Below are 25,178 nucleotides of genomic sequence, written 5' to 3' on the forward strand. Positions count from 1 at the left end.
GGCGATGGAGCTGTTCACCTATTACCGTTCCACTTCCTCGTATCGGGTACGCATCGCCCTGGCGCTCAAGGGGCTGGATTACCAGGCCCTGCCGGTCAACCTGCTCAAGGGCGAGCAGCGTGGGGCGCACTACCTGGCGCTCAACCCCCAGGGGCGAGTGCCCGCGCTGCGGACCGATGGCGGGGAGTTGCTGGTGCAGTCACCGGCGATCATCGAGTATCTCGAAGAGGTTTATCCACAACCTGCGCTGTTGCCGGCCAGTGCCGAGTCTCGGGCCAAAGTGCGGGGTGTGGCGGCGATCATCGGCTGCGACGTCCACCCGCTGCACAACGTCAGCGTGCTCAACCAGTTGCGTCAGTTGGGCCATGACGATACCCAGGTCAACCAGTGGATCGCCCACTGGATCGGCCAGGGCCTGGCGGCGGTGGAACAATTGATCGGTGATCGAGGCTTCTGTTTCGGTGACGAGCCGGGGTTGGCAGATGTCTACCTGATCCCTCAGCTCTACGCCGCCGAGCGATTCAATGTCGACCTCAGCGGCTATCCACGCATCGCTCGCGTGGCTGCTTTGGCACAGGCACACCCGGCCTTCGCCAAGGCGCATCCCTCCTGCCAGCCGGACACCCCGGCTCAGTGAATCGAACGCTTGGTCGACGGGAGTTGGCCAAGCCGTTCGCTCAATTTCAGACGTTGGATCGGGTCGTCGGTCAGCAGCAAGGCGTGCTCCAAGTCATAGCGCTCGGCCTGGGGGCAATCCAGGTGCTGGTAGAGCGTGGCGCGGGCCAGGTAGTCGCTTGCCAGTACCGGGCCTAGTTGCATCACCCGTTCGGCGTCGATCAAGGCGGCCAGGTCGTTTTCGTTGCTGCTGTGCAGATGACGCAGGTTGCGCGACAGGCGCTGGAGCATCTGCATGGGGGCTGCGCTGTGCATGTGTTCGGCGCTCAACGGCATATGGGGACCGAACTGGCGGGCCAGCAGTTCTCGGCAGTCGGCGGGGTACAACCGTCGTCCGCCACAAGGATCGAGCAAATGGTCGGCCCCGGGCACACGCAGCAGGAAGTGGCCGGGGAAGTTCACGCCCTCCAGGGGGATCGATAGGCGTCGCGCCAGTTCCAGGGCGAGGATGGCCAGGGTCAACGGCTGGCCGCGGCGGCGCTGCAAGACTTTGTCCATCAACGCCACCTGGGGTCGCAACGGATGGTATTCATCCTGCGCGAAACCCAGGGCATTGAGTTGACGCAGCAGGGGCTGGGCCAGCTCGTGGAGCGGCAGCATTGGCAGGTTGGCGCTGATTTCTCGCTGCAAGTCGTGCACTTGGGCGAGGCTCGCCGCCGGGTCCACCGTCCGGTCGTGCTCGGCCGCTATCCACAGCGTTGCTTCCAGCAGGGCGACAGGCTCGCGATCCAGGCAGGCCAAGCAGGCTTGACGTGGGTTCATGGGCACTCTCCGCATACGCTTATCTTTTAGCCTTGGCGCGTGCTTTCGTCCAGTGGTCCGCCAGAGGCTCGGAGCCTGGCGGCCTGCCTATACTGGAAGGAGCACCTCTCGGGGGAGCCCGTTGATGTTCGCGCTCATGCAAAGCACCCGCACCCAGTCCTTGCACCTGTGCATCGACCCGCCAACAGGCCTCAAGGCCGTCGTGGTCATTCATAGCGAGCAGTTGGGCCCGGCCATGGGCGGCTGTCGCTATCTACCCTACGCCGATGATGAAAGTGCCATGACCGACGCCATCCGTCTGGCCCAGGGCATGAGCTACAAGGCGGCATTGGCGGGCCTGCCTTTGGGGGGCGGCAAAGCGGTGATCGTGCGCAATCCGCATGTGGAAAACCGCGCCGCGCTGTTCGAAGCATTCGGCCGGTTCATCGATACCCTGCAGGGGCGCTTCATCACCGCCGTGGACAGCGGCACCTCCACCCTGGACATGGACTGCATCGCCCAGACTACACCCCATGTCACCAGCACCACAGCCTCAGGCGACCCGTCGCCGCATGCCGCGATGGGTGTGTTCGCGGGCATTCGCGCCACGTCCATGGCGCGTTTGGGCAGCGATAACCTGGAGGGGCTGCGCATCGCTGTGCAAGGCTTGGGCAATGTCGGCTATGCCTTGGCCGAACAGTTGCACGCGGCGGGCGCGGAATTATTGGTCAGCGACCTGGATCCTGGACGCGTACGCCTGGCCGTGGAGCAATTGGGGGCACATCCTGTGACCAACGACGCGCTGATCAGCACTCCCTGCGACATCTTTGCCCCCTGTGGCGTCGGGCCGGTGCTCAATGGCCAGAGCGTGATGCAGTTGCGCTGCGCTGCCGTGGCAGGCGCGGCGAACAACCAGCTCACTACGCTGCAAGTGGCGGATCAGCTGGAAAATCGCGGCATCCTCTATGCGCCGGACTACGTGATCAATGCCGGTGGCCTGATCTATGTGGCCCTGACCCACCGGGGCGAGGACCTGGGCACCATCACCGCACACCTGGCGCGCATTCCCACGCGGCTGACCGAAGTGTTTGCCCATGCCCAGGCGGAGAAGCGTTCGCCAGCGCGGGTGGCGCAGATGCTGGCGGAGCGGTTGCTCTACGGATGAGCCTGGGTCATTCAGCCTGATTCTCAAGCAGCTCGGCCAAGGCATCCGGCTGGTTCTTGAAGGCCCGGGCGAACACGTCGCGGTTCTTGGCCATGTAGATGCCGGCTTCCTCGACTTGCTGTTCGCTCAACGATGGCACGGCCTTTTGCAGCACCTCGGCCAGGCGCTCGGCCAGTTCGAGCATTTTGTCGTGACGGTCTGCTTCGGCCTTATCCATGAACAAGCGCTCCGGGTCGCGGCTGCTGCGGTACACCACTTCGACGGCCATTCATCACCTCTGTGCCTTTTGCTGTTGGGGTTATGGGTTAACTGTATTTATATACAGTACTCGCTCCAGCCACCGTGATGCAACTCAAGTGATGGCCTTTTCCCTTCAGAGCCTAGCCCACAGGTGTCTTGCGGCAATTGGTCGCCTTCCAAGGCAAAGGCCTGGCCTTTTTACTGCATGCACAAGCGTCACAGAGGTGACGCATCATCCTTCAGCTCGTATCGGGGAAAACGAACATCGTGAACATCAAATGGGCAGAAAAACTACGCAAGGGCCTGCATGGCTCGGCGGACTCGCTGGGCAACCTGTGCGTCGAGGCGTTCCACTACCTGGCGTTGTTCGGCATCGGCGCCATCACTGCCTATGCGGCGGTGGTGACCTTCCTGGACATGCTGGGCAAAGGTGGGGTCAGCGTCGATGACATCCTGCTGCTGTTCATCTACTTGGAGCTGGGGGCAATGGTCGGTATCTATTTCAAGACCAACCACATGCCGATCCGCTTCCTGCTGTATGTGGCGATCACCGCGCTGACCCGTCTGCTGATCGGCGATGTCTCGCACCACAAAGCGCCAGACGTCGGGCTGCTGTATCTGTGCGGCGGCATCCTGCTGCTGGCGTTTTCGATTCTTGTGGTGCGCTACGCCTCGTACCGCTATCCGTCCACCAAGGTGCTCGATGCCAATGGCAAAGAGGTCGAGGACGGCAAGTAGGGGTCAGTTGGCCAGGCCTGGGCCATGCTGTTGTTGCTCGGTTGCGAACCCGGCGCTGAACGGGTTGAAGAGTAGCCGTGTCCCCAGGGATATGAAGTGTGTTCGCGCAAAGGCCAGACTAGGCGAAACGGGGTCAGAAAGCGAAGTGCGCTGGAGTGCATGAGCATTCCGAGCCCCGTTTAAACGTAGTATGGGCGAGTGCGGATACATTCCGTACAGAGTCTAGGTGTTCAAGGTGTGCAGCTGGGAAACATTGAGTTCACTGTCGTGACAAGTATCGTCTTGGACTGTCTTTGCTCGGCAGACAAAATATTTGAAGCAGGGCGCTTATGAACGCGATCCAGCGGATTATATAGTCACCTCCCAAAAAATCTCGGGAGGGTAGATAGAATAAAACATAGCCATAACGGGCTACGCTGAGTTGGGTCGCTCCCCAGAGTATAAGTGGTGCAAGAAAAATTAAAAATACTCTAGGGGTAAGACGTGCTCCGGAAATTATTTTTGATGTCGAGTGGAAGGCCAAGAAGGCTATCAGGGAGATCAGTAGGTATAAGGCCTCCATCAGTAACGGGTTACTGGTCACCGCTTTGACTCTCCATATATAAGGCGTTGAGGGTGGCGGTGTCGGAGATGGCTTCAAATGCTAATGCCGCTTTGCTTGATTTCTCATATCCTCGAACATAATCGCTGCGTACATACCTAAATAAACGCCATGCATCTGGTTTCAATATCAGCTTACTAAGGCTGTAGGCCGAAAGAGCCAAGTCGACGGAACCATAAGCCATATTTCCTTCCAAGGCGCCTGCTCCCACTCTTTTTGCAGCCTGTTGGTAAGCCTTCCTCACTGAGCACAATCTGAGCGACCGGCCGATAAATTGCCTCTATTTCATACATATTATTGGACATTCTGCCGTGCCCCAGCGATACGAAACTTCTGGCATAGACTGAGAAATAGTCATCGGTTTTTTTATTGCACGCAGGCGTACCGGCTCTCCGGGATCTAGTAATCGCCTGATGCTAGATAGCGTATTGGGGTGCGTTGCGCGGAAGCCGCATCTGTACCTGTGCGGCGGCATCCTGCTGCTGGCGTTTTCGATTCTTGTGGTGCGCTACGCCTCGTACCGCTATCCGTCCACCAAGGTGCTCGATGCCGATGGCAAAGAGGTCGAGGACGGCAAGTAGGGGTCAGTTGGCCAGGCCGGCGGCGGGGAAGCGGCGTGGTGTCTGGTGGGGGGCTTGGGTGAGGGCGGCCAGGACCTCCAGCGGGTTCTGGCCCAGTTCGATGGCCAGCCCCAGGCGGATGCTGTCGATCACCCGCTGCAGACGCTGCGGGTCATTGCGCTGGGCGGCGGTGATGAGGCGTTTGGCGACCACACCGCTGTCGTCGGAGAGGGTGAGCATGATGCTGCCGTCCAGGCGTTCGATGCTCAGGTTGACCCGGTACTCGGGGGCGAAGGCGTCGCTGATCTGGTCGAAGGGATTGTGCATGGTCGGGCTGTCTGCAATGAATGACTGCAGAGGTTGACCGACTGAGCGCGCGGTTGGTTCAGGGCCATTGATCGGTGGACATGAAAACGCCCGGCAAAGCCGGGCGTTCTTTGTCGATCGCGAGGTTCAGGCTTCAGGGTCGCTCATCTGAAGTACCCCACGTTTGCTGCGCAACTTGCCGTAGAAGTGCTCCAGCGCGTTGTTCAGCTTGCTGGCGGCGCCATCCACAGCCTGGTCCAGGGACGTGGCGGTGTGGGTCACGGAAATCGGTTGATGGCCTTTCGGGCGAGCCTCCATCTGGCAGCGTTTGTCATGTGGGCCGGGCTTGGCGCCGTTCTCGTCACGCAGGTGGACCTCGATGCGGGTTAGGTCGTCCTCGTAGCGTTCGAGTGTGCTTTCAAGCGTGCTGCGAACCCACTCGTTGAGCCGGATGTTGCCTTCGATGTGATTGCTGCTGTTGACCTGGATTTGCATGATTCAATCCTTATTCAGCTTGCTCGCAAGAGACGCGCCTAGGCCTTTGAGGCCCTTGGAATTTCTTCGCCTCTTGACCCTAAAGTCAGCCAACGGCGAAACGAAATCAAGCCCCTTTAGAAAATAAATTTTCTGTTGCAAATCGGCCTTGGCAAACCGCCGAAACATGCTTCTGGTGCTGATGCGCCCGGCGAACGTGCGCTCGTTGCTCAGCCGGAGAAGGCCGCCCGGTAGTCCCCGGGCGTCGCGCCCAGGGCCTGGCGGAAGCGGTTGCTGAAGTGGCTGGCGCTGGCGAATCCACATAGCAGGGCCACCTGGCCCAGCGGCAACTGGCCCAGGCGCAACAGCTGGCAGGCGCGGTTGAGGCGGCGGGCCAGCAGGTACTGGTGCGGCGGCAGGCCGAAGCTTGTACGGAACATGCGGGCGAAGTGGTATTCGGACAGGTTGCAGCGCACGGCCAGCTCGCCCAGGGTGATGGGTTGGTCCAGGTGCGCTTCGATGTACTCCACCAGCTGCCGGCGCTGGTGCGGTGCCAGGCCGCCCTTCAGGCGCAGGCCCTGGCGCAGACCTGCCTGGCTGAGCACGGCGTGGTCGACAATTTCGTGGGCCAGGCTACTGGCCAAGAGACGCTCGCCGGGTTCGTCCCAGTCCAGGGTCACCAGTTGGCGGAAGCGTCGGGCCTGTTGCGGATCATCGAGGAAGGTCGCCTCTTGCAGCTGCATTTCCCGCGGTTCGCGGTCGAGCAGGTGCAGGCAACCCAGGGCGAACTGGGCCTCGCTGATGTAGAGGTGGGCCAGGCGGATGTGCCCATTGACCACCCAGTTGGACTCGTGACCTGCGGGCATGATGCACAGTTTGTCCGGCGCGCCTTTGTCGGCCGGGCGCTGACGTCGGAAGGTGCCGGTGCCGTCGGCGATGTAGCACGACAGGGTATGGTGGCTCGGCGCCTGGTAGTCGCGGGCATCGTCGCGATTGCTCCACACCGCTGCAGCCAGGCCGTCGCCCAGGTGCGCGCTCAGCTCCAGGCGGGCATTGGGGGAGGCGTGCATGGCGTTGAAAACTTGCAATTGGGTCAGTGGGGTCATCGGCGATTCCTCGTGTTGCCATCCTACTGCGTGGCGTTCGGGCTGACAGCCCCGGGGATGGCAAATGCGCAAGTTTGTGCAAGCGCAGGCATCGGCGGCGGGTGGAGACTGGAGATCACGACGAGGGCTGGGCCCTCGATCACAGGCTTCGCCTGCAGGTGCCGCTGAGCCTTGTGGGCGCTGGCGAAGCCTGCGATGGGCTGCAACGCAGCCCCAGCTCTTGTGACCGCCACGGAAGTCCTGCCATGAACCTCTCGCTCTATCTGCTCACTGTCCTGATCTGGGGCACCACCTGGATCGCCCTGAAACTGCAGCTGGGCGTGGTCGCCATCCCGGTGTCGATCGTCTATCGCTTCGCCCTGGCCGGGTTGATCCTGTTCGCCATCCTCTTGCTCACCCGGCGCCTGCAACCGATGAACCGCCGCGCCCACCTGGTGTGCCTGGCCCAGGGTTTTTGCCTGTTCTGCGTCAACTTCATGTGTTTTCTCACCGCCAGCCAGTGGATTGCCAGTGGGCTGATCGCCGTGGTGTTCTCTACCGCCACCCTATGGAACGCACTCAACGCGCGGATCTTCTTTGGCCAGCGTATCGCCGCCAATGTGTTGGGTGGTGGTGCCTTGGGGCTGGTGGGCCTGGGCCTGCTGTTCTGGCCGGAGCTGTTCAGCCACACCGCCAGCCGCGAGACCTTGTACGGCCTGGGCCTGGCGTTGCTGGGCACATTGTGTTTCTCGGCGGGCAACATGCTTTCCAGCGTGCAGCAGAAGGCAGGGCTCAAGCCCATGACCACCAACGCCTGGGGCATGGTGTATGGGGCGATGATGCTGGCACTGTACTGCCTGCTCAGCGGCATTCCCTTCGACATGGAATGGAACACCCGCTACATCGGTTCGCTGCTGTACCTGGTGATCCCGGGGTCGGTCATCGGTTTCACCGCCTACCTGACCTTGGTCGGACGCATGGGGCCGGAGCGGGCGGCCTACTGCACGGTGCTGTTCCCGCTGGTGGCGTTGAATGTCTCGGCCGTCGCCGAGGGCTACCAGTGGACGGCGCCAGCGCTGCTGGGGCTGGTGGCGGTGATGGCGGGCAACGTGCTGGTGTTTCGCAAGCCAAAGGCCAAGGTGATGGGGCGTGCGGTCGGCGTGAGGTAGGCGACGGCCCTCTGGTGCGGTTCTTTCATGGGGAAGCCCGCGAATACCGCGCGTCAGATTCGCCGGTGTCTACACTAGGCCAGACCTTTTATCGTTGGATCCGGCCATGTCGACACTGTCAGCCTGGGACCGACACCTGTCGTACCGCCAGGTGCAGTTGCTGTGCCTGCTCGCCCTCGGCCTGCACCTGATCCCGCTGTTGCTGGCTGACTACCCGTACATGGACGACAGCTGGCGCGGGCATCTGGCCGGCAATGCCTGGGCAGTCGAGGGGCGGGTGATGAACGACCTGTTCTACGGCGCGCTTGGCTTCGGCGATGGGGCGCCGAACCTGTTCCCCTTGCCGCTGTTGCTGGCAGGCACGGCGGCCGCCCTGGCCCTGGCCCGCCTTGTGCGTCACTATTTCGTCGCTCCCACCGCCAGCGCGGTACTGGTGGTGCTGCCGCTGTGGTATCAACCGTTCTTCCTGCAAAACCTCTCTTACCAGTACGACGGACCGACCATGGCACTGGCGCTGGCCGCCTGTGTGCTGGCCATCACCCTGGAGCCTGGCAGCTGGCGACAGATACTCTGCGGCGCACTGCTGGTGGCGGTGGCGCTGGCTTTCTACCAGATCAGCCTGAACGTGTTCGCCGGGCTGTGCGGTGTGGAGGTCATGCGCCAGGTAATGCTGGGCAAGCGGTGCGGCCAGGTCTGGCGCCATGCGCTAGGGCGCCTGGGCCAGGCGCTGGGCGGTTGTGCGCTGTATGGGCTGACGGCCTATCAACTGATGACGCCCTTGCGCCAGGGCTTGCTGCCTGTCGAGGGGCCTTGGCCGTTCATCACTGTGGCACGGCTGGAGGTGATCGGCGAGCGAGTGGGGTTGTTGTTCACGCCGGGCACCACGTGGTGCTGCCTGGTGTTGATCGCGCTCGCGATCGTCGCGCTGGCCCGGCAGCTCTGGCGTGTGCTGGACGGGCAGGGCAGCGTCGGCGCCCGGGTCGGCTTATGCCTGGCGTTGCTGGTGCCGATACCGGTGATTCTGCTGCTAATCCCCGGCATCACGTTAGTGTTCGCCGATTTCAACGATGGCGCGCGCACCTTGATGGGCCTGGGCGTGCTCATGCTGCTGGTGCTGCTGCTCGCCCATGAGGCGCTCAGTGAAATCCACCCGCGCCTGGGCTGGCTGCTGGTGATACCGCTGTTGTGCATGCTGTCGTTCGCCTTCGCCTACGGCCGCGTGCTGATCGTGCAGAAGACGCTGCACCAGGCCGTCACCTTCGCCCTGGCCCACGACATCAGCGCCCAGCCCTCGCTGGCCAGCGCCCGACGCTACTACGTGCTGGGCATCGACTCTGGCGGCCAGTGGTTGCCGGCCGCCAGTGGCTCGTTCAAGGCCATGCCGGCGCTGCGTTATGTGCTCAACATCAACTACCTGCTGCTCCCGGAAATGATGCCGCGTGTAGGCCTGAGCAACTTCGGCTCGCATCCGCCGCTGGACCGTCGACAGGTGCTGGCGCGTAGCCCGCAACCTGTAGTGCGGGGCAAGTTCTATGACATCCATGGGGTGGGCGATACCGTCTACGTGCTGATGAAAAAGCCCCGCGACCCCGAGCGCTACCGTTGGTGAACCTTCGGCGCTTCGCCCGCTATGGCGTGGTCGGCCTGGTCAACACAGGCGTGCACTGGCTCGTGTTCTTCGTGCTGCACCTGGTCCTTGGGCGCAGCCAGGCGCTGAGCAATGTATTGGCCTTTGCCGGGGCGGCGAGCCTGTCCTACCAGCTCAACGCCCGCTACACCTTCTTCGCCCGGCCAGGCGGCAAGCGCTACCTGTTGTTCCTGGCGGGTATGGGAGGGCTGAGCCTGGCCATGGGGGCGGTGTCCGACTGGGCGCGCCTGTCGCCCTGGTTGACCCTCGTGGCGTTCTCCACGGTCAGCCTGGTGGTGGGCTATAGCTATTCGCGCACTGTAGTGTTCAGACGGAGGGCGCCATGAACATTTCCCTGATCGTGCCGGTGTACAACGAGCAGGACACCCTGGAGCGCTTCTACCGCGCCGTGCGGCGCGAGCCGTCGTTGCAGGGCATGACAGTGGAGATTCTGTTCATCAACGATGGCAGCACCGATGGCACCGAGGCCATCTGCGCAGACCTGGCTATGCGCGATGAATGGGTCACGGTGATCAATTTCTCGCGCAACTTCGGCAAGGAGTCGGCGCTGTTCGCCGGGCTGGAGTACGCCGAGGGCGATGCCATGGTGCCGATCGATGTCGATCTGCAGGACCCCATCGAGCTGGTCGCGCAGATGGTCGAACGCTGGCAGCAGGGCGCCGACGTGGTCCTGGCCAAGCGCCGCGACCGGGCTGCCGATACGCCGTTCAAGCGCTGGAGCGCGCGGCTCTATTACCGCCTGCACAACCGCATCGCCTCGACCCACATCGAGGAGAACGTCGGTGATTTTCGTCTGCTCGACCGCAAGGTGGTCGCCGCGATCCGCCAGTTGCCGGAGCAGCAGTTGTTCATGAAAGGGGTATTGTCGTGGGTGGGGTTTCGCACCGAAATCATCGAGTACGACCGGCCGCCGCGGGTCGCGGGCAACAGCAAGTTCAGCGTCTGGCGACTGTGGAACCTGGCGCTAGACGGCATCACCTCGTTCAGCACCGTGCCCTTGCGGCTATGGACTTACGTAGGCGGTGGGGTGTCGCTGTTCGCGTTTGCCTTTGCGGTGTACATGGTGGTCGACAAATTGCTGTGGGGGACCGATGTGCCGGGATATCCATCGTTGATGACGGCCATTTTGTTCCTGGGCGGGGTGCAGCTGATCGGCATCGGCATCCTGGGGGAGTACATCGGGCGGATCTACCAGGAAACCAAGCACCGGCCGCGCTATGTGGTGCGCAAGGTCGTCGGCAGGCGGCGCAAGATCAGGTAGTGCGGCGCTGAGGCCTTCGTGGGTTCACCCGCGAAGGCCTCCTGAAACACGACTCAGCCCTTCCAGACCTGCGGGTTGACCAGGTCCCGAGGTCGCTCGCCCAACAGCGCCGCGCGCAGGTTGTCGATCGCCCGATTGGCCATGGCTTCGCGGGTTTCAGCGGTGGCGGAACCCACGTGTGGCAGGGTCAGGGCGTTGGGCAGCGTGAACAGCGGCGAGTCGGCCAGCGGCTCTTTCTCGTACACGTCCAGCCCGGCACCGCGAATCGTGCCGCTCTGCAGCGCCTCGACCAGCGCCGCCTCGTCCACTACCGGCCCGCGGGAGACGTTGACCAAAAAGGCGCTGGGCTTCATCAGTTTGAGCTCGCGGGCACCGATCAACTTGCGCGTGGCCTCCGACAACGGCACCACCAGGCACACGAAGTCGGCTTCGGCCAGCAGTTGCTCCAGGCTGCGGTATTGGGCTCCAAGCTCCTGTTCCAGCGCGGGCTTGCGGTTGTTGCCGCTGTACAGCACCTGCATGTTGAAACCGAAGCGGCCGCGCCGGGCGATGGCGGCGCCGATGTTGCCCAGACCGACGATGCCAAGGGTCTTGCCATGCACGTCGCTGCCGAAATGGGCTGGGCCGACGGTGGCTTGCCAGTGGCCAGCCTTGGTCCAGGCGTCGAGCTCGGCGACCCGGCGCGCACAGCCCATGACCAGGGCGAAGGCCAGGTCGGCGGTGCTTTCGGTGAGCACGTCGGGGGTGTTGGTCAGGGCGATGCCGCGCTCGTTGAAATAGTCCAGGTCGTAGTTGTCGTAGCCGACCGAGACGCTGGAGACCACCTCCAGCTTGCCTGCGCCCTCGAGCTGCGCCCGGCCGAGCTTGCGACCGACGCCGATCAGGCCATGGGCCTGGGGCAGGGCTTCGTTGAACTGGGCGGCGATGTCACCGTGCTTGGGGTTGGGCACGATCACGTTGAAGTCTTGCTGCAGGCGTTCGGCCATGGCCGGGGTGATGCGGCTGAAGGCCAGGACGGTCTTTTTCATCGGGCTACTTCTCATGGCAAAAAATTGAAAGCTACAAGCTTCACGCTTCGAGCGGCAAGAAAAGCCGGGCGGCGTGGGCCTGGTTTTTTCTTGCGGCTTGAAACTTGCGGTTAGCGACCGCTCTCGTGGATCTTCAGGTCCGCCTCGTGGGCGGCGAGGATTTCCGGCAGCGAGTTGCGCAGGTATTCGACCCAGGTCTTGATCTTGGCATCCAGGTACTGGCGCGAGGGGTAGATTGCGTAGAGGTTCAGCTCCTGCAGACGGTAGTCGGGCATGATCCGCACGATGCTGCCGTCGCGCAGGCCGTCGATGGCCGAATAGATCGGCAGCACACCCACGCCCATGCCGCTGCGGATCGCCGTCTTCATGGCGTCGGCCGAATTGACCTGGAACGGCGAGCTGGTGATGTTGACCACCTCCTGGCCTTCCGGACCGTCGAACAGCCACTTCTCCAGCGGGATCACCGGGCTGACCATGCGCAGGCACGAATGCTTGAGCAGGTCGGATGGTTTGTGCGCGGTGCCGTGCTTGGCCACGTACTCGGGCGAGGCGCAGACGATGCTGTAGGTGATGCCCAGACGCTGGGAGACGAAGCCGGAATCCGGCAGCTCGCTGGCCAGCACGATGGACACGTCATAGCCCTCGTCGAGCAGGTCTGGTACGCGGTTGGCCATGGTCAAGTCGAAGGTCACGTCCGGGTGCGACTCACGGTAGCGGGCGATGGCATCGACCACGAAGTGCTGGCCGACGCCGGTCATCGAATGCACCTTCAACTGCCCGGCCGGGCGGGCGTGGGCATCGCTGGCTTCGGCCTCGGCTTCTTCGACGAAGGTGAGAATCTGTTCGCAGCGCATCAGGTAACGCTTGCCCGCCTCGGTCAGAGCGATGCGTCGGGTGGTGCGGTTGAGCAGCCGAGTTTGCAGATGGGCTTCCAGGTTGGAGACCGCCCGCGAGACGTTCGCGGTGGTCGTATCCAGTTGCGCCGCGGCGGCAGTGAAGCTACCGAGTTGGGCTACGCAACTGAAAGCACGCATGTTTTGCAGGGTGTCCATGGGTCACTCTCAAGGTAGAGGACAAAATTGTGACATGAAGTAACCAAAAGGGTCTTCAGACTAAAGCCGGATTATCACTGTTTTGGTAACAAAGATTCGCAGGAATATGCGCTTATCGCCAGTGCGACCGCCCCCTAGAATTGCCCGGCCTCTTCACCTCATCCTCGGGAAATCGCAGCTGTGCCGCGTCGCATCATCAGAGCGCTGAATGCGCTCAGTGCCTGTGCCCTTAGCCTCACCTTGAGCGGCTGTATCGGAACCTGGGGCATCGCCCCGCAAAGCAAGACGCTGCAAGCCAACACCCTGACCACCGACGACGCGATCCGCGAAGCTGCCACCGACGCCCATTGGCCGGCGCAACAGTGGTGGCGTGCCTATGGCGACCCGCAGTTGGACCGCTGGGTCGAGCTGGCCCAGAGCGGCAGCCCGACCCTGGCCATGGCCGCGGCGCGGGTGCGCCAGGCCAAGTCCATGGCCGGTGTGATCGAGTCGGCGGAAAAGCTCCAGGCCAACGGCCAGGCCACCCTCAAGCGCCACAACTGGCCGGAAGATCAGTTCTATGGCCCTGGCGCGCTGTCCGGGGCCAACACCTGGGACAACAACGCCGCCATCGGTTTGAGCTACGCCCTGGATCTCTGGGGCCGTGAGCGCAATGCCAGCGAGCAGGCCGTGGACCAGGCGCACATGAGCGTTGCCGAAGCCCGCCAGGCCCAGCTGGAGCTACAGAACAACGTGGTGCGCGCCTACATCCAGCTGAGTCTGCACTTCGCCCAGCGCGATATCGTCCAGGCCGAGCTGGAGCAGCAGGAGCAGATCCTCGCCCTGGCCAAGCGGCGTCTGGACAGCGGCCTAGGCACGCACTTCGAGGTCAGCCAGGCCGAGGCCCCTTTGCCTGAAACCCATCGTCAGCTCGACAGCCTCAACGAAGAGATCGCCTTGACTCGCAACCAGTTGGCCGCCTTGGCTGGCAAGGGGCCGGGGGAGGGCGCGCAGATCCAACGCCCCACCCTGAGCCTTGGCGCACCGCTGAAGCTGCCGTCGAACCTGCCCGCCGAACTGGTCGGCCAGCGCCCCGATGTGGTCGCCAGCCGCTGGCAGGTGGCGGCCCAGGCTCGTGGCATCGATGTGGCTCACGCGGGCTTCTTCCCCAACGTCGACCTGGTCGGCAGCCTGGGCTTCATGGCCACCGGCGGTGGCCCTCTGGAGTTTCTCACCGGGCGCAAGTTCAACTACAACGTGGGCCCGGCCATCAGCCTGCCGATCTTCGATGGCGGTCGCCTGCGCTCGCAACTGGGCGTGGCATCGGCGGGCTATGACATGGCGGTGGCGCGCTACAACGAAACCGTGGTCGGTGCGCTGAAGAACATCTCCGACCAGCTGATCCGCCGCGAGTCGATGAAAGAGCAGTCGCACTTCGCCGCACAGAGCGTGGCTGCCGCGCAGAAGACCTATGACATCGCCATGGTCGCCTTCCAGCGCGGGCTGACCGATTACCTGAATGTGCTCAACGCCCAGACCCTGCTGTTCCGTCAGCAGCAGATCCAACAGCAGGTCCAGGCCGCGCGCCTGAGCGCCCATGCCGAGCTGGTCACCGCCCTCGGTGGTGGGCTGCAGGCCGGCCAGGACGTACCGGACGAGCAACGCCAGGTGGCGCCGAAAACGCCTGCGACCCTGGCCATTTTCGACACGCCGAGCCACGCCGAATGAGCACATCGAGCCTGCCCCTGCGCTGGCTGCAGAGCCTGGAATGGCGCCGGGGCTTCTTTGCCTGGGCGCGCACCGACGGGGTGACCTGGGTCTACATCTTCAAGGTCCTGGCAGCCGCCTTCATCACCTTGTGGCTGGCCATGCGTCTGGAGCTGCCGCAACCGCGCACGGCGATGATCACCGTGTTCATCGTCATGCAGCCACAGAGCGGGCATGTGTTCGCCAAAAGCTTCTACCGGGTGCTCGGCACCCTGGCGGGCTCGGCGATGATGGTCGCGCTGGTCGCGCTCTTTCCGCAGAACACCGAGCTGTTCCTGCCCAGCCTTGCGTTGTGGGTCGGCCTGTGTTCGGCCGGCGCCATGCGCTACCGCACCTTCCAGGCCTATGGTTTCGTGCTGGCCGGGTATACCGCGGCGATGATCGGCCTGCCGGTGTTGCAGCACCCCGACCAAGCGTTCATGGCGGCGGTGTGGCGGGTGCTGGAAATCTCCCTGGGGATCCTGGTGTCGACCTTGGTCAGCGCGGCGATCCTGCCCCAGTCGGCCAGCGCCGCCATGCGCAACGCCCTGTACCAACGCTTTGGCGTGTTCGCCGGGGTGGTGGTCGAGGCCCTGCGTGGCGACAGCCAGCCGGACCGCTACGAAAGCAGCAACGTGCGTTTCATCGCCGAGGCCGTGGGCCTGGAGAGTCTGCGCAACGTCACCGCCTTCGAAGACCCGCACATGCGCAGGCGCTCGGGCCGGCTGGTACGCATGAACAGCGAGTTCATGGCCATCACCACCCGCTTCAACGCCCTGCACAGTCTGCTGGAGCGCCTGCGCGCCCGTGGGCCGTTGCAGATCGTCGGGGCCATCGAGCCGGGCCTGGCGACCCTTGCCGAATTGCTCGACCCCTATGTGGGCCGCGCCCTGACCGACGCCGATGCGCTGCGCCTGACCCTGGAGCTGGCGGCCTACAAGGAAGGGCTGCAAGCCCAGGTGCGCGGCCTGCGCGCCGACTACCTCGAGACCGAGCCCAGCGAGTCGGACCTGCTCGACTTCCACACCGCCTTCGAGCTGCTTTACCGCTTCGTCGACGAGATGTACAGCTACGCCCAGACCCACGCCTCGCTCGCCGCCCACAGGCACGAGCGCGAACAGTGGGACGAGCCCTACGTGGCCCAGACCAGCTGGCTGGTGTCGCTGGCCGCCGGCGTGCGTGCCTCGGCGGTGCTGTTGCTGCTTGGCAGCTACTGGCTACTCAGCGACTGGCCAAGCGGCGCCATGATGACGCTGATCGCGACAGTCACCGTTGGGCTGTCGGCTGCCTCGCCGAACCCCAAACGCATGTCGTTCCAGATGGCGTGCGGAACGATGATCGGCGCCTTCGTCGGCTTCTTCGAGACCTTCTTCGTCTTCCCCTGGATCGATGGCTTCCCATTGCTGTGCATGGTGCTGGCGCCGGTGTTCGTGCTCGGGGCGTTTCTGTCCTCGCGCCCGGCCTATGCTGGCTACGGGATCGGCCTGCTGGTGTTCTTCGCCATCGGCTCGGTGCCGAACAACCTGACGGTGTACGACCCCTACGTGTTCATCAACGATTACATCGGCATGGTCATCGGCATGCTGGTCTGCGCCGCCGCCGGGGCGATCATCCTGCCGCCCAACAGCCGTTGGCTGTGGAGCCGCCTGGAGCAGGACCTGCGTGAGCAAGTGCTATTCGCCATCACCGGTCGCCTGCGCGGATTGGGCTCGGCGTTCGAGAGCCGTACCCGCGACCTGCTGCACCAGGCCTACGGTTTGGCTGCCGGCCGGCCGCAGGTGCAGAGCGAGCTGATGCGCTGGATGTTCACTGTCCTGGAAATCGGCCACGCGATCATCGAGCTGCGCAAGGAACAGGTGCGCGCCCCGATCCACCCGGCCTATGCCGAAAGCCAGCCCTGGCGCCAGGCCATCCGCGTGATGGGCCGGGCCTTGGCGCGGCTGTTCCTGCAGCCCAACGCCAGCAACCACGAACGCGCCCTGGTGGCGGTTGACCATGCCATCAGCCGCGTGCAGGCCACCGACGAACCCTTCGCCCGGCACTTCGACACCTCGGTGTTGCGTCGGGTGCAGAGCTACCTGCATTTCATTCGTACGTCCCTGCTCGACCCCAAGTCGCCCCTGGCTCCGGCCAAAGGATTGCACCATGCCTCGTGAAATCGCCTTCCATGGCGTGTACATGCCCACCATGACCTTGATGTTCCTGTTCGCCGCAGGCCTGGCCTGGGGCCTGGACCGCTTCATCGCAAGCCATGACGGCTACCGCTTCTTCTGGCACCCGGCGCTGCTGCGCCTGTGCCTGTTCATCTGCCTCTTCGGCGCCATGGCGCTGTCTGTCTACTGGTGAGAATCCTTCGATGAAAAAATTCTTCAGCCTGATCGCCACCCTGCTGGTGCTGGCGGGCGCCGTGGTGATCGGTCGCCAGTTGTGGCTGCACTACATGACCACCCCCTGGACCCGTGACGGCCGGGTGCGCGCCGACATCATCAACGTCGCTGCTGACGTGCCGGGCTACGTGGTGGACGTGCCGGTCAAGGACAACCAACGCGTGAAGAAGGGGGACCTGCTGATCCAGATCGACCCCGAGCATTACCAGCTGGCGGTGGACCAAGCCAAGGCCCTGGTCGCCTCGCGCAAGGCCACGTGGGAGATGCGCAAGGTCAACGCCAAGCGCCGCGCCGACCTGGACAACCTGGTGATCTCCAAGGAAAACCGCGACGACGCCAGCAACATCGCAAGCGCCGCGCTGGCCGACTACCAGCAGGCCCAGGCCCAACTGGCGGCCGCCGAACTCAACCTCAAGCGCACGCGGATCATTGCCACGGTCGATGGCTACGTCACCAACCTCAACATCCACAAGGGCGACTACGCCCGCACCGGCGAGGCGGTGATGGCGGTGGTGGATGAGAACTCGTTCTGGGTGTATGGCTTCTTCGAGGAGACCAAGCTGCCCCACGTGAAGGTGGGCGACCAGGCCGAACTGCAGATGATGAGCGGCGAGCGCATCAAGGGGCATGTGGAGAGTATCGCCCGCGGCATCTACGACCGCGACAACCCGCAGAGCCGCGAGCTGATCGCCGACGTGAACCCGACCTTCAACTGGGTGCGTCTGGCCCAGCGGGTGCCGGTGCGCATTCATATCGATCAAGTGCCGGAAGGCTTTTTGCTGGCGGCGGGGACCACCTGCACGGTGGTGGTCAAGCCGAGCGAGGGCTGATCCGAATTCGGCATTGAGGCTCCTGACGCATTCGCGGGTTCACCCGCGAATGCGTCGGTGGCAGCACCGAGCCTGTTGGCTTATCCCGCCGCCCCGACCAACACCGGAACCTGCACCCGGTCGATCACCTTCGCGCTTATCGATGGATCCAGCAGCCGCCCGAGCCGCGACAGATGGCGGTGGCCCATGATGATCAGTTCGCATTCCAGCGCCCTGGCCTTGCCGACGATGGCCTCGACGGGCTCTGCGGCGACCATGCAGCCATGGCTGCTGAAACCTGCCTTGCGCAACGCACGTACCGCGGTGGCCACGGCCTGGTCTGCCAGGTGCTGTTCTTCGCAGGCGGCCGGATACTCCTGCTGTTCCTCTTCGGTGTAGGCCATCGGGTGATCGTGCACGGCGAAGGTCGTGTCGATGGCCAGCAGCACGTGCAGTTCGTGCTCGCCGGGCCGGCAGTAACGCTGGGCGAGGTCGAGCAGGGCGCTGGTGGCAGGGGAGGCGTCGATGGCGATCAGGACCGGGCGGGGCATGGAGGTTCCTTCGGTTCGGTGGTGGCCTTGTTGCGGGTTCACCCGCGAAGCTGTGCGCACCATTCTTGATCGTCCATCGCGTTGGATAAATGGCCCACCACGCACGGGGACATTGCGCCAGACGCAACCATCCGGCCTGATAAGATGTCCTTTCCCACAGCTGTCACGGAAAACGGCCCATGCAATTGCCCGACATGAACCTGCTCGTCGCCCTCGATGCCCTGCTCGATGAGGGCAGTGTGGTCGGCGCGGCGCAGCGCATGAACCTCAGCCCCGCCGCGATGAGCCGCACCCTGGGGCGGATCCGCGATGCCCTGGGCGACCCGATCCTGGTGCGCGCTGGCCGTGGCCTGGTGCCCACGCCCCGAGCCCTGGCCCTGCGCGAGCAGGTCTCGGCCTTGGTCGAGCAGGCCGGGCAGGTGTTTCGCAGTGGCGATGAGGTGGATCTGCCGAACCTGGAGCGGGCCTTCAACATCCGCACCAACGACCTGTTCATCGCCCTGTACGGCGCCCAGCTGTTGCGCATGATGCACGAGCAGGCGCCGCGCACGGTGCTCAGGTTCGTGCCCGAGAGCCCGGGTGGCGATGACGACAGCGTGCTGCGCGACGGGCGCACCGATTTGATCATCAGCTCGACCGTGGAGTTGGGTCCGGAGATCAAGGTGCAGAGCCTGTTTCACACCGAATACATTGGCCTGGCGCGCCGCGACCACCCGATCTTCGACGCCCAGATCACCCCGCAGCGCTTTGCCGCCTACCCGCAGATCAGCGTGTCGCGACGCGGCCGGGCTAACGGGCCGATCGATGTGGAACTGGCCAACTTCAAGGCTCAGCGGCGCGTGGCGCTGATCACCCCGAGCTTTCATTCGGCGATGTTCTCGCTACCGGATTCCGACCTGATCCTGCCGATGCCGGCCAACATCCTCAACAGCGTGAACAAGCTGGGCCTGCCGCTGCGCTCGTTCCAGATCCCGCTGCCGCTGGAGCAGGTGACCGTCATGCAGGCCTGGCACCCGCGCTTTCAGAACGACCCGGCCCATCGTTGGTTGCGTCAGACGCTCAAGGCCTGCTGCAGCGTCGATCCCTGACGGGGCCATTCGCGGATCAATCGGAGCGACGATCACCGCAGATTCATTAGGCGCGGGTTCAGCCGTGACCACGGGCGCAGCCCGTGCCATGCGCCGCGTCGTCTGATTTCGCGGGTAAGCCCGCTCACACAGGGGATATGTGGGCGCGGCGACTCCCCCCCTAACAATTGTGTCGATTGCGTCTGGTGCAACATAAAACTGCCAATAAGTCAGTTTTCGTCAGCATTCGACCTTCTTAGACTTCCCTCCTGCCTTGAATTTGTTGCTGGAGATGTCTGTCCATGAGTTCCCTGTCCGCGCCTTCCGCCGTGCCTGTCGCCGCTCCGGCGCCTGCAGCACCGGTGCAGACGGCGTTCGGCCTGCGGGTGGTGGTCGGGCTGTTCGGCGTGTTGTTGGCGGTGCTCTGCGCCGGACTCAATGAGGCGGTGACGAAAATTTCCCTGGCCGACATCCGCGGCGCCATGGGCATCGGCGCCGATGAAGGCGCCTGGCTGCTGGCGGTGTATTCGGCCGCCTCGGTCTCGGCCATGGCCTTCGCGCCTTGGATGGCCGGCACCTTTTCCCTGCGCCGCTTCACGTTATGCGCGACCGGTCTGTTCGCCGTGCTAGGCCTGGTCCAGCCCTTCGCGCCCAATCTGCACAGCCTGATGCTACTGCGCATCGTCCAGGGCCTGGCATCGGGGGCCTTACCGCCGATGCTGATGACCGTGGCGCTGCGCTTTCTGCCCCCGGGTATCAAGATCTATGGCCTGGCCTGCTATGCCCTGACCGCGACCTTCGGCCCCAACCTGGGCACGCCATTGGCGGGCTTGTGGACGGAATATGTCGGTTGGCAGTGGGCGTTCTGGCAGATCATCCTGCCGTCGGGTCTGGCCATGTTCTGCGTGGGCTGGGGCTTGCCCCAGGACCCGCTGCGTCTGGAGCGTTTCAAGCAATTCGACTGGCGGGGCGTGGTGCTCGGCCTGCCGGCCATCAGCTGCATCGTCCTGGGCTTGTCCCTGGGCGATCGTTGGGGCTGGTTCGATTCGCCGCTGATTTGTTGGCTGCTCGGTGGTGGCGTGCTGCTGCTGGTGCTGTTCATGTACAACGAATGGTCCGAGCCACTGCCGTTCTTCCAGCTGCGCCTGCTGACGCGGCGCAACCTGAGCTTTGCCCTGGTGACACTGGCCGGCGTGCTGATCGTGCTCTCGGGCGTGGGCAGCATCCCTTCGGCGTACCTGGCGCAGATCCAGGGCTATCGCCCGGCGCAGACCAGCCCGTTGATGATGCTGGTGGCCATGCCGCAATTGATCGCCCTGCCGCTCACGGCAGCGCTGTGCAACATCCGTGCGGTGGACTGCCGCTGGGTGCTGGCGCTGGGCCTGGGGATGCTGGCGGTCTCCTGCGTGGGCAGCAGCCTGTTGACCTCGCAATGGATCCGCGGCGACTTCTACCCCTTCTACCTGCTGCAGGTGTTCGGTCAGCCGATGTCGGTGCTGCCGCTGCTGATGCTCTCCACCAATGGCATGACGCCCCAGGAAGGCCCGTTCGCCTCCAGCTGGTTCAACACCGTCAAGGGGCTGGCCTCGGTGATCGCCACCGGGCTGCTGGACGCCCTGGGCACCGTGCGTCGGCATTTTCATTCCAACCATCTGGTGGACAGCCTGGGCAACGCGCCACTGGTCGATGACCAGGCGGCAGGCCTGGCCCGGCGCCTCCACGAACAAGCCCAAGTGCTGACTTCGGCCGACCTGTACCTGGTCATGGCCGGTGTCGCCGTGGCCCTGATCTGCCTGATTCCTTTCGTGCCTACCCGGATCTACCCACCGCGTGCGGTGGCCTGACGCCTGGATGAATTCGAGACTGTAGAAATGACCAACAACCGCAAGACACTCGTGATCGGCTCGGTGCTCGCCGTGGCCGTGCTGGCTGCCCTGGTGACCCCCTGGATGCTGGGCAGCGACCACCGGCAAAGCACCAACGATGCGTATGTGACCGCCGACTACACCGTAGTCGCGCCGAAGGTGCCAGGTTTCATCAAGGAAGTGCTGGTCGAAGACAACCAGCAGGTCAGCGCCGGCCAGTTGCTGGCGACCATCGATGATCGCGACTACCGCGCGGCCCTCGACGCCGCCCAAGCCCAATTGCTGGTGGCCAAGGCGCAGAGCGCCGATGCTCGCGCCACCCTCGAGCGTCAGGCGTCGTTGATCGCCCAGGCCGAAGCGGCGGTGAAGGCCGCCCAGGCCGAAATGGCCTTTGCCGATCATGAAGTGACCCGCTACAGCCGCCTGGCAGAGCAGGGCGCCGGTACCGTGCAGAACGCCCAGCAGGCGCGCAGCCGTGTCGAGCAGGCCCGCGCGCGTCTGGCCAACGCCCAGGCGGCGTTGGTCGCCACGCGCAAGCAGGTGGACATCCTCACGGCCCAGGTGGCGAGCGCCGAGGGCCAGCTCAAGCGTGCCGAGGCTGGCGTTGAGAAAGCCCAATTGGATCTGTCCTACACCCGCATCACCGCGCCGGTGGATGGCATGGTCGGCGAGCGTGCCCTGCGCATCGGTGCGTACGTCAATCCGGGCGCGCGTCTGCTCTCGGTGGTGCCGCTGCAGCAGGCCTACGTGGTGGGCAACTTCCAGGAAACCCAGCTCACTCACGTGCAGCCGGGCCAGCCGGTGAGCATCAGTGTCGATACTTTTTCCGGGGAGAAACTGCACGGCCATGTGCAGAGCATCGCCCCGGCCACCGGCGTCACCTTCGCCGCGGTCAAGCCAGACAATGCCACCGGCAACTTCACCAAGGTGGTGCAGCGTATTCCGGTGAAGATCGTCTTCGATGATGGCCAGCCACTGCTCGAGCGCCTGCGGGTGGGGATGTCAGTGGTGGCGACCATCGACACCGACGGCGACACCCTCGATGGCAAAGCGGTGAGCGCGCGATGAAGGCGGTAACACGCATTAGCCCTCTGCTGCTGGCGGTGATGCTCGCCGGCTGCACCCTCGGGCCGGATTTCAAGCGCCCCGAGAGCCAGGCGCCCCAGGCCTGGGCGCAGCTGCAAGGCGAGGCGGCGGCAAGTCAGCCGACCGCCGAGCCGCTGGAGCTGCGCTGGTGGGACAGCTTCCACGATGCCCGTCTGAGCGCGCTGATCCAGCGCGTCGCCGAACGTAACCTTGACCTGCAGATGGCCAGTGCGCGCCTGCTGCAAAGCCGCGCCTTGCGCAGCACCGTGGCGGCCGACGAGGTGCCTCCGGTGGATGTGAACGCCGGCTACAGCCGCGCGCGCAACAGCGCCGAAGGCCTGAACGACCCGTCTGGCAAAGCGGGCAAGTCTGCCTTCAATCTATGGCAGGGCGATCTGGTCGCAGGCTGGGAGCTGGACCTGTGGGGACGGGTACGTCGCCAGGTCGAGGCGGCCGATGCTTCGGTGCAAGTGGCCGAGAACGACCGGCGCGGCGTACTGCTGGCGCTGTTGTCCGAAACGGCAGGTGATTACATCCAGTTGCGCGCGGTGCAGCACACCCTGGAAGTCACCCAGGACAACCTCAAGGTCGCCCGGCACAGCCTCAAGCTGTCCCAGGAGCGTCAGGCCGAAGGCGTCGCTACGCGCCTGGACGTGGCCCAGGCCAGCGCCCAGGTGGCGTCGATCGAGGCGCGTTTGCCCACGCTGGAGGCGCGCCGCGACGACCTGATCAACGCCCTGAGCCTGCTCGCCGCGCAACCTCCGCGTAGCCTGCAAAGCGAGTTGCTGGCCCCTGGCGATTTGCCGACACCGCAGCAGCGCTTTGCCATCGGCCTGCCGTCAGCGCTCGCCGAGCGCCGTCCTGATATCCGCCAGGCCGAGGCGCGGCTGCACGCGGCTACCGCCAGCATCGGCGTGGCCAAGGCCGACTTCTACCCGAGCATTCGGCTCTCCGGCAGCGTGGGCTTGCAGGCCATGCAGCTGTCCGACTTCGGTGCGTGGGATGCCAGGCGTTTCGCCTTCGGCCCGCAGTTGTCGTTGCCGATCTTCGAAGGCGGGCGCCTGAAAGGCACGCTCGAGCTGCGTGAGGCGCAGCAGCAGGAGGCGGCGCTCAATTACCGCAAAGTGGTGCTGAGTGCCTGGCATGAGATCGACGATGTGCTGCGGTTGTACAACGCCAGCCAGTTGCGTCGCGATCATCTGGCCGAGGCGGTGAGACAGAACCGCGTCGCGCTGGAGACGGCCCAGCGACAGTACGTGGAAGGGGCGGTGGACTTTCTCAATGTGCTGACCGTGCAGAGCGCGCTGCTGGCCAGCGAGGAGCAGTGGATCGACAGTTCGGCGGCAGTGTCCCAGGCGCTGGTGGGGTTGTACAAAGCCCTGGGCGGTGGCTGGCAGGCGTTCGACGAGAAGGCCTAAGGGGCCGCTATGCGGCCCGTCCCAGGCTTCGCCAGCGCCCACAGGTACTGTGGCTTTCAAGGGCCGCAGGGCACCTGTGGGCGGGGGGTAGCCGCGAAAGGCGCTGCGCCGTATCAGAGTGGGCGCAGCAACCCGAAGCGTTTGCGCAGCACCTTGTCCAGCAACCGCCGGGGCAGCAGCCGGGCCAGCAGCGGCAGGGCCGTGCTGCCATTGCCCAGGCGTACCATGGCAGGCGTCGGGCGCTTACGGGTCGCTGCCAACAGCCCTTGGGCGAACACCGCGGCTGGCGTGGGTTTGTCCTGGGAAGCTCGGGCCCGCGCCTGGATGTAATCGCGCAACGGCCACCACGGCGAATCCGCCGCCAGCACGCCTTCGGCTTCACGTTGAGCGTTGTCGGCGAACTGCGAGGCGATGGCTCCGGGCTGCACTTCCATCACGCGAATGCCGAACGGCGCGAGCTCCAGGCGCAGGGCATCGCTCAGGGCATTCACGGCCGCCTTGGAGGCGCAGTAGGCGCCAGCGAACGGGGTGACCAGTACACCCGACACGCTGCCGATGTTCACCACCAGGCCCCGGTTGCGACGCAGCAGCGGGAACAGCGCGCGGGTGACCCCGACCACGGCAAAGACATTGGTCTCGAACTGCTGGCGCATGGCCTCGACGCCACCGTCGAGCAGGGGCCCCATGGCGCCGTAGCCGGCGTTGTTGATGAGGATGTCCAGACCACCATGGCGGTCCTGCAGCTCGTCGGCCAGACGCGCCAGGTCATCGGGGTGAGTGACATCCAACTGCCGCGCCGCAAAGCCTGCGGCGGCCAGTCGTTCGACATCCTCGGGCTTGCGGGCGGTGGCCCACACGTGGTGGCCGGCATCGCGGAAGGCGTCGGCCAGGGCGCGGCCGATGCCGCTGGAACAACCGGTGATCAGGACGGTGGGCATGGGTTCAGGCCTGTTGGCAGAGGGGATGGATATGAACTTGTGTCGGCTCCCTCGCGGGTTACTCGCGAACGGCTCGACACCGGCAACACATTAGTTGGCGAATGTACCTTGCAGATGTTCGGCACGAAATTCCAATGTCTGCGGCCGGTACCCACTGCGCAGCGGCGGCAGGGGCAGGCAGTCGGTCCATTCGGCGCCCGGTTGCAGCTCGCCGGGGCCTCGGTAGCGCGGGGCGTTGTAGGTGTTCTCGGCCAGGTTGACGGTGTCACCTGGGGCATAGGCGGCGACGCGCCAGCGCAGTTCGGTGAGGGGCACTGAATTGCCGTTCTTCATGTGCACCTGCAAGGTGCGATCGGCAGGGCACTTGTCGGGGGCGTAGCTCAGGCGCAGGTCCAGGCGCGCCAGCTGCGAGGCTTCGCGACTGTCCTGCCACACCACCCCGAGTGCCACCAACCCGAGGCCGAACACCGCCGCCAGGGAAATCGGCAAGGCCTTGGCCGGGTAGCGCAGCAGCAGAACCAGCCAGGTGAGGATGAGCAGGGCGCCAATGAGCATGTCGTCCAAATTCCGTTTCGAGGATTTGGGTATC

General features: G+C 64.4%; 26 protein-coding genes and 1 pseudogene. 16 read left to right on the forward strand and 11 right to left on the reverse strand.

Annotated elements, in window-relative coordinates:
* Positions 1 to 4: 4 nt before the first annotated feature.
* The gene (gene maiA / locus R6G97_RS07490) at positions 5 to 637 is read left to right on the forward strand and encodes a maleylacetoacetate isomerase (protein ID WP_090346825.1); all 633 of its coding nucleotides are present in this window, start codon (positions 5 to 7) and stop codon (positions 635 to 637) included.
* On the opposite strand, the gene R6G97_RS07495 is transcribed toward maiA, so the two are convergent.
* Positions 631 to 1,437, reverse strand: a complete 807-nt coding sequence (locus R6G97_RS07495) for a SirB1 family protein (RefSeq protein WP_043209573.1) — start codon at positions 1,435 to 1,437, stop codon at positions 631 to 633. The genes maiA and R6G97_RS07495 overlap by 7 nt on opposite strands.
* 124 nt (positions 1,438 to 1,561) lie before the next feature.
* Between R6G97_RS07495 and R6G97_RS07500 the strand changes: the two genes are divergently transcribed.
* Positions 1,562 to 2,581 (forward strand): Leu/Phe/Val dehydrogenase, encoded by a 1,020-nt coding sequence (locus R6G97_RS07500; protein WP_090346826.1) that lies wholly within the window; start codon positions 1,562 to 1,564, stop codon positions 2,579 to 2,581.
* Between the two features lie 7 nt (positions 2,582 to 2,588).
* Here the strand turns inward: R6G97_RS07500 and R6G97_RS07505 are convergent, their stop codons facing one another.
* Positions 2,589 to 2,849, reverse strand: a complete 261-nt coding sequence (locus tag R6G97_RS07505) for a YebG family protein (protein WP_043207364.1) — start codon at positions 2,847 to 2,849, stop codon at positions 2,589 to 2,591.
* Between the two features lie 239 nt (positions 2,850 to 3,088).
* On the opposite strand from R6G97_RS07505, the gene R6G97_RS07510 reads away from it, so the two are divergent.
* Positions 3,089 to 3,559 (forward strand): phosphate-starvation-inducible protein PsiE, encoded by a 471-nt coding sequence (locus R6G97_RS07510; protein WP_043207367.1) that lies wholly within the window; start codon positions 3,089 to 3,091, stop codon positions 3,557 to 3,559.
* Between the two features lie 572 nt (positions 3,560 to 4,131).
* Here the strand turns inward: R6G97_RS07510 and R6G97_RS07515 are convergent.
* Positions 4,132 to 4,404, reverse strand: a complete 273-nt coding sequence (locus R6G97_RS07515) for a DUF4225 domain-containing protein (RefSeq protein WP_090346827.1) — start codon at positions 4,402 to 4,404, stop codon at positions 4,132 to 4,134.
* A gap of 211 nt (positions 4,405 to 4,615) precedes the next feature.
* Here R6G97_RS07515 and R6G97_RS07520 point away from each other — a divergent pair.
* Positions 4,616 to 4,741: pseudogene (locus R6G97_RS07520) on the forward strand (phosphate-starvation-inducible protein PsiE); the annotation flags it as partial.
* 3 nt (positions 4,742 to 4,744) lie between these two features.
* Here the strand turns inward: R6G97_RS07520 and R6G97_RS07525 are convergent.
* The 3 genes from R6G97_RS07525 to R6G97_RS07535 all read right to left on the reverse strand — a co-directional run bounded on the left by R6G97_RS07525 (position 4,745) and on the right by R6G97_RS07535 (position 6,606).
* Positions 4,745 to 5,047, reverse strand: coding sequence for a DUF3509 domain-containing protein (locus R6G97_RS07525; RefSeq protein ID WP_043207369.1), 303 nt, complete (start codon positions 5,045 to 5,047; stop codon positions 4,745 to 4,747).
* Positions 5,048 to 5,173: 126 nt separating this feature from the next.
* Positions 5,174 to 5,521, reverse strand: coding sequence for an HPF/RaiA family ribosome-associated protein (locus tag R6G97_RS07530; protein WP_090346828.1), 348 nt, complete (start codon positions 5,519 to 5,521; stop codon positions 5,174 to 5,176).
* A gap of 209 nt (positions 5,522 to 5,730) precedes the next feature.
* Positions 5,731 to 6,606 carry a helix-turn-helix domain-containing protein gene (locus R6G97_RS07535; protein ID WP_090346829.1) on the reverse strand — a complete coding sequence of 292 codons (876 nt, stop codon included), beginning with the start codon at positions 6,604 to 6,606 and terminating at the stop codon, positions 5,731 to 5,733.
* Between the two features lie 245 nt (positions 6,607 to 6,851).
* Here R6G97_RS07535 and R6G97_RS07540 point away from each other — a divergent pair, with 245 nt between their 5' ends.
* The 4 genes from R6G97_RS07540 to R6G97_RS07555 all read left to right on the forward strand — a co-directional run bounded on the left by R6G97_RS07540 (position 6,852) and on the right by R6G97_RS07555 (position 10,663).
* Positions 6,852 to 7,754 carry a DMT family transporter gene (locus tag R6G97_RS07540; RefSeq protein ID WP_043207378.1) on the forward strand — a complete coding sequence of 301 codons (903 nt, stop codon included), beginning with the start codon at positions 6,852 to 6,854 and terminating at the stop codon, positions 7,752 to 7,754.
* Positions 7,755 to 7,860: 106 nt separating this feature from the next.
* Entirely contained in the window at positions 7,861 to 9,363 is a 1,503-nt protein-coding gene (locus R6G97_RS07545; protein ID WP_317847962.1) for a glucosyltransferase domain-containing protein, read from the forward strand.
* The gene (locus tag R6G97_RS07550; RefSeq protein ID WP_306106463.1) at positions 9,360 to 9,728 is read left to right on the forward strand and encodes a GtrA family protein; all 369 of its coding nucleotides are present in this window, start codon (positions 9,360 to 9,362) and stop codon (positions 9,726 to 9,728) included. The genes R6G97_RS07545 and R6G97_RS07550 overlap by 4 nt, the downstream gene beginning before the upstream one ends.
* On the forward strand, positions 9,725 to 10,663 hold the full coding sequence (locus tag R6G97_RS07555; RefSeq protein WP_043207384.1) for a glycosyltransferase family 2 protein: 939 nt from the start codon (positions 9,725 to 9,727) through the stop codon (positions 10,661 to 10,663). Before R6G97_RS07550 ends, R6G97_RS07555 begins: the two co-directional genes overlap by 4 nt.
* Before the next feature lie 53 nt (positions 10,664 to 10,716).
* On the opposite strand, the gene R6G97_RS07560 is transcribed toward R6G97_RS07555, so the two are convergent.
* The gene (locus R6G97_RS07560; RefSeq protein ID WP_043207386.1) at positions 10,717 to 11,691 is read right to left on the reverse strand and encodes a 2-hydroxyacid dehydrogenase; all 975 of its coding nucleotides are present in this window, start codon (positions 11,689 to 11,691) and stop codon (positions 10,717 to 10,719) included.
* 110 nt (positions 11,692 to 11,801) lie between these two features.
* Positions 11,802 to 12,743, reverse strand: coding sequence for a LysR family transcriptional regulator (locus R6G97_RS07565; protein ID WP_043207389.1), 942 nt, complete (start codon positions 12,741 to 12,743; stop codon positions 11,802 to 11,804).
* A 180-nt stretch (positions 12,744 to 12,923) separates the two neighbouring features.
* Here R6G97_RS07565 and R6G97_RS07570 point away from each other — a divergent pair, with 180 nt between their 5' ends.
* The 4 genes from R6G97_RS07570 to R6G97_RS07585 are packed head-to-tail and all read left to right on the forward strand — an operon-like array spanning position 12,924 to position 17,685.
* The gene (locus R6G97_RS07570) at positions 12,924 to 14,450 is read left to right on the forward strand and encodes an efflux transporter outer membrane subunit (RefSeq protein ID WP_090346832.1); all 1,527 of its coding nucleotides are present in this window, start codon (positions 12,924 to 12,926) and stop codon (positions 14,448 to 14,450) included.
* Positions 14,447 to 16,624, forward strand: a complete 2,178-nt coding sequence (locus R6G97_RS07575) for an FUSC family protein (RefSeq protein WP_102081613.1) — start codon at positions 14,447 to 14,449, stop codon at positions 16,622 to 16,624. The genes R6G97_RS07570 and R6G97_RS07575 overlap by 4 nt, the downstream gene beginning before the upstream one ends.
* Complete coding sequence (locus R6G97_RS07580; RefSeq protein ID WP_043207396.1) at positions 16,614 to 16,814, forward strand: DUF1656 domain-containing protein; 201 nt, start codon at positions 16,614 to 16,616, stop codon at positions 16,812 to 16,814. The genes R6G97_RS07575 and R6G97_RS07580 overlap by 11 nt, the downstream gene beginning before the upstream one ends.
* A 10-nt stretch (positions 16,815 to 16,824) precedes the next feature.
* Complete coding sequence (locus R6G97_RS07585) at positions 16,825 to 17,685, forward strand: efflux RND transporter periplasmic adaptor subunit (RefSeq protein WP_043207398.1); 861 nt, start codon at positions 16,825 to 16,827, stop codon at positions 17,683 to 17,685.
* Positions 17,686 to 17,765: 80 nt separating this feature from the next.
* Here R6G97_RS07585 and R6G97_RS07590 read toward each other — a convergent pair whose 3' ends face one another.
* Entirely contained in the window at positions 17,766 to 18,215 is a 450-nt protein-coding gene (locus R6G97_RS07590; protein WP_102081615.1) for a universal stress protein, read from the reverse strand.
* A 179-nt stretch (positions 18,216 to 18,394) separates the two neighbouring features.
* Between R6G97_RS07590 and R6G97_RS07595 the strand changes: the two genes are divergently transcribed.
* From R6G97_RS07595 to R6G97_RS07610, 4 genes are all read left to right on the forward strand, one after another.
* Positions 18,395 to 19,303, forward strand: coding sequence for a LysR family transcriptional regulator (locus R6G97_RS07595; RefSeq protein WP_043207404.1), 909 nt, complete (start codon positions 18,395 to 18,397; stop codon positions 19,301 to 19,303).
* Between the two features lie 281 nt (positions 19,304 to 19,584).
* On the forward strand, positions 19,585 to 21,126 hold the full coding sequence (locus R6G97_RS07600) for an MFS transporter (RefSeq protein ID WP_043207406.1): 1,542 nt from the start codon (positions 19,585 to 19,587) through the stop codon (positions 21,124 to 21,126).
* Positions 21,127 to 21,153: 27 nt separating this feature from the next.
* Entirely contained in the window at positions 21,154 to 22,215 is a 1,062-nt protein-coding gene (locus R6G97_RS07605; protein WP_043207407.1) for an HlyD family secretion protein, read from the forward strand.
* Positions 22,212 to 23,651, forward strand: coding sequence for an efflux transporter outer membrane subunit (locus tag R6G97_RS07610; protein ID WP_317847963.1), 1,440 nt, complete (start codon positions 22,212 to 22,214; stop codon positions 23,649 to 23,651). The genes R6G97_RS07605 and R6G97_RS07610 overlap by 4 nt, the downstream gene beginning before the upstream one ends.
* A 113-nt stretch (positions 23,652 to 23,764) precedes the next feature.
* Here the strand turns inward: R6G97_RS07610 and R6G97_RS07615 are convergent, their stop codons facing one another.
* A complete protein-coding gene (locus R6G97_RS07615; protein WP_090346835.1) occupies positions 23,765 to 24,589 on the reverse strand; it encodes an SDR family oxidoreductase in 825 nt (274 codons plus the stop codon).
* A 90-nt stretch (positions 24,590 to 24,679) separates the two neighbouring features.
* Positions 24,680 to 25,144 (reverse strand): hypothetical protein, encoded by a 465-nt coding sequence (locus R6G97_RS07620; protein WP_043207411.1) that lies wholly within the window; start codon positions 25,142 to 25,144, stop codon positions 24,680 to 24,682.
* Positions 25,145 to 25,178 lie beyond the last annotated feature (34 nt).

The organism is Pseudomonas sp. HTZ2 (genome assembly GCF_033173945.1).
GTDB classification, from domain to species: Bacteria; Pseudomonadota; Gammaproteobacteria; order Pseudomonadales; family Pseudomonadaceae; genus Aquipseudomonas; species Aquipseudomonas guariconensis.

Coding starts and splice junctions, on each gene's coding strand:
- R6G97_RS07575 (WP_102081613.1), top strand. CDS start 14,447: ATGAGCACATCGAGCCTGCCCCTGCGCTGGCTGCAGAGCCTGGAATGG.
- R6G97_RS07605 (WP_043207407.1), top strand. CDS start 21,154: ATGACCAACAACCGCAAGACACTCGTGATCGGCTCGGTGCTCGCCGTG.
- maiA (WP_090346825.1), top strand. CDS start 5: ATGGAGCTGTTCACCTATTACCGTTCCACTTCCTCGTATCGGGTACGC.
- R6G97_RS07595 (WP_043207404.1), top strand. CDS start 18,395: ATGCAATTGCCCGACATGAACCTGCTCGTCGCCCTCGATGCCCTGCTC.
- R6G97_RS07505 (WP_043207364.1), bottom strand. CDS start 2,849: ATGGCCGTCGAAGTGGTGTACCGCAGCAGCCGCGACCCGGAGCGCTTG.
- R6G97_RS07500 (WP_090346826.1), top strand. CDS start 1,562: ATGTTCGCGCTCATGCAAAGCACCCGCACCCAGTCCTTGCACCTGTGC.
- R6G97_RS07545 (WP_317847962.1), top strand. CDS start 7,861: ATGTCGACACTGTCAGCCTGGGACCGACACCTGTCGTACCGCCAGGTG.
- R6G97_RS07585 (WP_043207398.1), top strand. CDS start 16,825: ATGAAAAAATTCTTCAGCCTGATCGCCACCCTGCTGGTGCTGGCGGGC.
- R6G97_RS07590 (WP_102081615.1), bottom strand. CDS start 18,215: ATGCCCCGCCCGGTCCTGATCGCCATCGACGCCTCCCCTGCCACCAGC.
- R6G97_RS07580 (WP_043207396.1), top strand. CDS start 16,614: ATGCCTCGTGAAATCGCCTTCCATGGCGTGTACATGCCCACCATGACC.
- R6G97_RS07540 (WP_043207378.1), top strand. CDS start 6,852: ATGAACCTCTCGCTCTATCTGCTCACTGTCCTGATCTGGGGCACCACC.
- R6G97_RS07560 (WP_043207386.1), bottom strand. CDS start 11,691: ATGAAAAAGACCGTCCTGGCCTTCAGCCGCATCACCCCGGCCATGGCC.
- R6G97_RS07620 (WP_043207411.1), bottom strand. CDS start 25,144: ATGCTCATTGGCGCCCTGCTCATCCTCACCTGGCTGGTTCTGCTGCTG.
- R6G97_RS07525 (WP_043207369.1), bottom strand. CDS start 5,047: ATGCACAATCCCTTCGACCAGATCAGCGACGCCTTCGCCCCCGAGTAC.
- R6G97_RS07600 (WP_043207406.1), top strand. CDS start 19,585: ATGAGTTCCCTGTCCGCGCCTTCCGCCGTGCCTGTCGCCGCTCCGGCG.
- R6G97_RS07615 (WP_090346835.1), bottom strand. CDS start 24,589: ATGCCCACCGTCCTGATCACCGGTTGTTCCAGCGGCATCGGCCGCGCC.
- R6G97_RS07535 (WP_090346829.1), bottom strand. CDS start 6,606: ATGACCCCACTGACCCAATTGCAAGTTTTCAACGCCATGCACGCCTCC.
- R6G97_RS07530 (WP_090346828.1), bottom strand. CDS start 5,521: ATGCAAATCCAGGTCAACAGCAGCAATCACATCGAAGGCAACATCCGG.
- R6G97_RS07610 (WP_317847963.1), top strand. CDS start 22,212: ATGAAGGCGGTAACACGCATTAGCCCTCTGCTGCTGGCGGTGATGCTC.
- R6G97_RS07555 (WP_043207384.1), top strand. CDS start 9,725: ATGAACATTTCCCTGATCGTGCCGGTGTACAACGAGCAGGACACCCTG.
- R6G97_RS07495 (WP_043209573.1), bottom strand. CDS start 1,437: ATGAACCCACGTCAAGCCTGCTTGGCCTGCCTGGATCGCGAGCCTGTC.
- R6G97_RS07565 (WP_043207389.1), bottom strand. CDS start 12,743: ATGGACACCCTGCAAAACATGCGTGCTTTCAGTTGCGTAGCCCAACTC.